This is a genomic window from Lysinibacillus sp. NPDC093688, from assembly GCF_050280145.1.
Taxonomy (GTDB): domain Bacteria; phylum Bacillota; class Bacilli; order Bacillales_A; family Planococcaceae; genus Lysinibacillus; species Lysinibacillus xylanilyticus_B.
Map to the genome: position 1 here is coordinate 1 of NZ_JBNNUX010000066.1, position 5,577 is coordinate 5,577.

A 5,577-nucleotide genomic window follows, 5' to 3' on the forward strand; every position below is an offset into this window, starting at 1 on the left:
TACAGCTTTGATTTCGTCAGCATTATTAACAGCAAGCATTACATGGTTTGTATACACTCACCGATAAAATACCTCGCTCCCAAGATAAACATAATTTTAAGTAATTAAATTTCAATTTATCGGTATGCTTAATTTGAAAAACATAAGGCACTTCGGTGTCTTTTTTAATATCATCGACAATTTTCCCAATCAAACCTAATTACTATTGCTTCCACTAACCTGCTCCGTTCGTGGAATAAGGATTTTTAAACAACTTTATTATTTTTTAAATGACTCTATTGTAAATTAAACAACAATATTATTTTTGCACAAGCGTCGTTAGGTAACATTTCTTAAAAGACTGTTATTCAACAAGTTAAAAAACACTCTTCAACTAAACTGACTCGTTAGTACAATAAGCAAAAAAAGAGCTGTCTAAGCAGCTAAATGGTCTTCAAGTAAAGCACCCCGTTAGTGGAATAAAGAAAAAGTAATTTTTATGTCAACTCTTTATAACCTGAATTTCATAGGAAATATCTTTTTTTGGTAGCCCAGAGTTCTTGAGAATTAATAAATCTTCTAACTCCATTTTTAAATTTTCACTGGATAGCTCACTGGTCTTAGGAATAGTTATTTTTAGTATTGGTTTAGGTTCAATTAAAGGAAGATACACTTGCACATCGTTATAATTTTTTTCCTTTATATAATCAAATACAATACCTGAAACTATCGACATAAATTGCTCCGTCTCAACTTCTTGTAAACTTATTTTAGTAATATCGATGTTGAATTGGCTCAAATCTGTTCTATTTACATTTTCCTCTAAATACTTTTTCAGTTGTAATTCACTTTTAGTTTTATCCATTACAATAAGAATTGTTGAATCTGGGGTCTTTTGATAACTAAATAAACCAAATTCATCCCACGCATTATCAAGGACAGATGCAATACGGTTCCATCGCTTCTCATCATTATTATTTTTATTAGAAAAACTATCATATTTGTTAGCATATATATTAGTTACTAAGATGACTACAACAACTATTATTAAAACAGGAACAAGCTTTTTCATTATATTTTCTCCCCTCTAAATAATTTCACCAAATTAAACCATACTTTTGTTGAACTATTCTGCCCTGTTAGTTGAATTAGTTAAACAAAAAGGGCATCAATCCTTCTTGGATCGATACCCCTTCCTTTTACTAGTTCAATCGTATCTCTTTAACAGGCCCCTCAACGATGCCGTTACTAAAGTCTAGAAAACTTACACATAAAGTCAATGCTTGTAGTACAATCAGAAATCCTTTAAGGCTCGTAAACATTTCCTTCATAACAACCACCCCTTTATCTTTTATTGTTGAGAGATGCTCAATCGAGCACGAATCCTGTGCCACCTGAACAGACGGGGGAGTCTGTTAAAAAGAACGATTAACTATATTATACATTTTTATATAGTAAATGTTAATAGGGGCGGGTATTATATCGTAGTTCAAAATAATATATTTCTTAAAGTAAACTGCCCCGTTAGCTAAATAAGATGATTTACAAATATAAATCTGAATTTACATCTTTACTCGTACCTTTAACACTCTCCATAGATATAGTAATAGCTTAAAAAACCAATAAAATAGAAAAAAATTAAACAATAATCCCAAAGAACTAAATGTGAAAACCAATCCACCACGATATACAAAACTCTCAGCAGGAAAACCGAAGTAAAGATACCCGTTACTATCGACTTGATAGCCACCCGTAGGTATGAAAGCAAAAATAACAGTTGAAATGAGACTTAAAAGATATAACTTCTTTTTAGTGGAGTTCATTTTATTTTTGGGGCTTAATAAGCTAGCTAATACTAATACAATTAACCCGAAATATGGCAATATATTCACCGTATCTATCCCTCCTTAATTCATACATTACCACAATTATCCAACTGGTTTCTTATTAAACAAACCTGCACCGTTAGTTCAATAAGAAAAAGGCTCTACTCCTTATTGAAGTAAAGCCTACCCTGCCTTGCTTTATCCATAGTTTAATAAGTCGAAAATAAGAAAGTCGATTGAAAATCAACTACAACAACGGCTCAACGGCCAACCCAGCTATATCAAGGCGTATTTGCCGGTTTCACTCTACGAAAGTTGAGTGAATTAGTAATTTATTTTACTTCCCGTATGTGGATCATACTGATAATACATAGAATGTGTTTCCGCCACTTCCTCTAGGATGAGTTTGTCTCCCTTCCAGAACTTGGAGCGGACGTTGGTAAAGTCTGTTTGCTTTCCTTTTTCTAAATCAAAGATTAACATTTTCGAATCAAGAGCATCTGTAGAATAGTCTGCGGTTAAATAGCGTCCAGTAGCATCCAGTGCAACTTTATACATAACTCCTCCTTCAAGTGTAGCTAACAAGTTGAAGGCTTTTATTTCACGATTGAAAGAAAATAAGGTAACTTCACTCGTTTCATCCATTCCCTGCAAACTAAAAATAACGTTTTTTTCATCATGTGTACGGAGCAAGGAACTGAAACGAATATTTTCAGTTTGAATAAAAGACTGAGGAATGTCTTGTAAAGAAAAAAGTGCCTCCCCCTTGCCATCCTTCACCAATTCAATTTCGTTCTGTTCATTTGACAAAAGTTCTGTGGCAGATAGCTCTTTCACTGTTTCAATCACATATCGCTCATTTTCCTTCATAAGGGTAAAGTCATACGTGGACACTTTGTAATAAGCAAGAGATGTGTCTGTCCAATAGACTTCAGCTTTTACTGAAGTAGACTGTTCTTTTTTTGTCGTCTCCAGTATTTGAAAACCAATTTGTTTAGGATTCGAATACGTTAAAAATTCCGGTGGGTCTTTTAGTAAGCTTTTTGCAAAGTCATCATCTCGCACCATCAAAGCTTGTAAATAACTTTTCACCGTCTCGATCTCCGTACTCGATTGTTCACTCAATTCGATTTTCATAATCTTAGCAGGTCCGTTTTCACCATCGTTTCTCTTTTTCATAACATACAATGTACGTTCATCATTACCCCAAATGGGAAATTGATAACGATACATCCCTTCACCCGAAGGCTCAAAGCGTGGAGGCGGATTTGTCGTGACCTTATTTTTTGTCTCTAAATCCATATCCGAAATCCATACATCTTCAAACCCCGAACGCTCTTTCACATACGAAATAAAATTGCCCTCGTTTGTAACAGATGGGTTCTTACCACGATCCACAATGGTTTCTTTTCCACTCTTTACGTTGTAAATAATAATTTCTCCATGGCGCTCGAAGACAAGTTTCTGTTCCTTCTCTACAAGAGAGGCCATTTCTCCGCTTACAATGAAGGTCTCTTTCTTTGTTTGCACATTCACTTCTACAATTTGTTTTTCATTATCCGTTACTTTTGTTAAATAGATATGGTTCTGATCCTTCCATTCTGGATAAATATAACTAGAGTCTGAAGTTCCATCTAGCACTTTTTCCGACTTCATAGTTTTCACATCAAACAAAAACACATCTCCATTATATGTAAAAAGTAGCTTCTCCCCCTTAGACGAACGGCTAAAACTATCCGCAGTATCATTTGAAACTTGTTTCAATTCATTCCCATAAACAAAAATACCTCTACCCTCTAATGAGAGATACAAACGTCCAGCATGATACGTATAGGCTGTTATCTCCCCGCTCCCAATATCGAGAAATGAAATTGCATTCTCAATCTTTAACGAACTTGCCTTTACGTGTTGCATTTGTTCATTCGACATTAAAAAAGCTAAAAACATGATTGCTGCCGCAATTAAAGGAATCCAAGCATTCTTCCATTTCCTCGTCCTACTTTTCTTCACTAATGTTTTACGCAATTGTTTTTTTAAATCAATGTCAACTTCAATCTCATTTCTTAACTCGTAAAGTGTCTTCTTTATTTTTTCGTTCTCCATCATAATCCCCCCAAACACTTCTTCACCAAAACACCTAACTTTTTCGTAATACGATTTGACTTCACACGAAGAGACCCTTCCTCTTTTTTTAAAATGACCGCAATATCTTTAAATTTCAAATCCGCAAAATACCGTAACTCCGTAATTTCTAAATCTTCGTCTGATAAATGCCCTAAACTTTTCTGTAAACATTCCTTCTCCGTTGTACCATCAAACGGATCTTCAAATTGAAGCGGACTCAAATACTGTTCGAACTCATCTCCCATTAACACACTCTTGTTTTTTCGATAGTAATCAATGACCGTATTCCTCGCGATGGTAAACAGCCAAGCCTTCTCATTCGGATGCCCTTCCAACACAGAAAACTTCTCAAACGCTTTCCGAAACACATCACTAACCAAATCTTCCGTCTCCCATTTATTACTCGTCTTCATATACACATACCTATAAATGTCATCAAAATAAGCATCATACAAGTCAACAAACTTCACATCCAACTCACTTCCCCCATTTAATCTATCCAGTTTAATAAACGATTCATTTCTTAAAACGTAACATTCTATTAATAATTTTTTATATCCAAGTTGGGCTAACCTGTCCCAATGGCAGTAATCCACCTTCCCGTGATGGATTGCGTAAACCTAGAAGTTAACGGGAAGCCGGGGCACAAAGTATCATAAAGCGCTAAATAGCCACAAGTCGATAGTTTTTTCTCGCTACATTGTGTTTTCTTAGCAATATCGGTGTAACACGGATCAATATATTACCTCGCCAATTGTAGATGAAAGTAAGGAACCTTCTGGTACACAGGTTTATGGATTTGAACCATCTCCTTCACCAAAAGAGGCATACAATGGCTTTATCGAAATAATCCAGGATTTTTTGAATATGTATAAAAATAGGATTAAATAGGCATTTTAGGAGCGATGCTGACTGGCCAAACGCAAAATTTTAAAGCGTTAGAAAATCAAGATTTTGTTCGTGGAGCATCAGTAGGTTCTACTGCCCAAATTGTCCCTTATATTAAACCAGAAAAATAACTAGTAGTTATTGGAATTACATTTAGGCTCTCTTTACAGTAACTGGATGGTACCTATAGACCATAACAATTAAAATTCCCTACTTTGCAGTTAGTTATAAAAGTAGATGTACTAAGGAAAAAGAGGCAGTCCCCAAAAAGGTACTGTCTCTTTTTTAAGTGCTTATTCAACTAAACTGCTTACGTTAGTGAAATAAGAAATCCTATTAACTTTAAAGCTAATAGGATTTCTTATCAAACTTTATTTTAAAACCACACCAACAAAGTGGGAAGAAATTGAGTTTTATTATGAAAAAATGATGGAGTAAATGAAAACTAGTCCCGGATTTCAGGACTAGTCTTTGGAGCAACTTATTTATTCTTCATTTGTTGCGATTAAACGCTATTCCGTCGTACTATTTGATGCATCAGTAACAATAATTACATTTCATTTTTCGCCTTTATTTGTTGCGATTACATGTGGTTCCGTCGTACTATTTGAAGCATCAGTAACAATTACTGCATTTCGTTCTTTGCCTTTATTTGTTGCAATTACATGTGGTTCCGTCGTACTATTTGAAGCATCAGTAACAATTACTGCATTTCGTTCTTTGCCTTTATTTGTTGCAATTACATGTGGTTCCGTCCGTA

4 protein-coding genes and 1 pseudogene are annotated in these 5,577 nt (G+C 34.7%); 1 reads left to right on the forward strand and 4 read right to left on the reverse strand.

From position 1 onward, the window contains the following. Positions 1–481 precede the first annotated feature (481 nt). The 3 genes from ACQKN2_RS24185 to ACQKN2_RS24195 all read right to left on the reverse strand — a co-directional run bounded on the left by ACQKN2_RS24185 (position 482) and on the right by ACQKN2_RS24195 (position 4,399). Positions 482–1,051, reverse strand: a complete 570-nt coding sequence (locus ACQKN2_RS24185) for a hypothetical protein (protein ID WP_427417198.1) — start codon at positions 1,049–1,051, stop codon at positions 482–484. A gap of 1,078 nt (positions 1,052–2,129) precedes the next feature. Further along, a complete protein-coding gene (locus ACQKN2_RS24190; RefSeq protein ID WP_427417199.1) occupies positions 2,130–3,911 on the reverse strand; it encodes a hypothetical protein in 1,782 nt (593 codons plus the stop codon). Then, positions 3,908–4,399: an RNA polymerase sigma factor gene (locus tag ACQKN2_RS24195; RefSeq protein ID WP_427417206.1), complete on the reverse strand. Its 492-nt coding sequence runs from the start codon at positions 4,397–4,399 to the stop codon at positions 3,908–3,910. Before ACQKN2_RS24195 ends, ACQKN2_RS24190 begins: the two co-directional genes overlap by 4 nt. A 268-nt stretch (positions 4,400–4,667) precedes the next feature. Between ACQKN2_RS24195 and ACQKN2_RS24200 the strand changes: the two are divergent. Next, positions 4,668–4,948: pseudogene (locus ACQKN2_RS24200) on the forward strand (hypothetical protein); the annotation flags it as partial. A gap of 426 nt (positions 4,949–5,374) precedes the next feature. Here ACQKN2_RS24200 and ACQKN2_RS24205 read toward each other — a convergent pair. Then, the coding region (locus ACQKN2_RS24205; protein WP_427417200.1) for a hypothetical protein at positions 5,375–5,577 on the reverse strand (203 nt) is incomplete at its 5' end.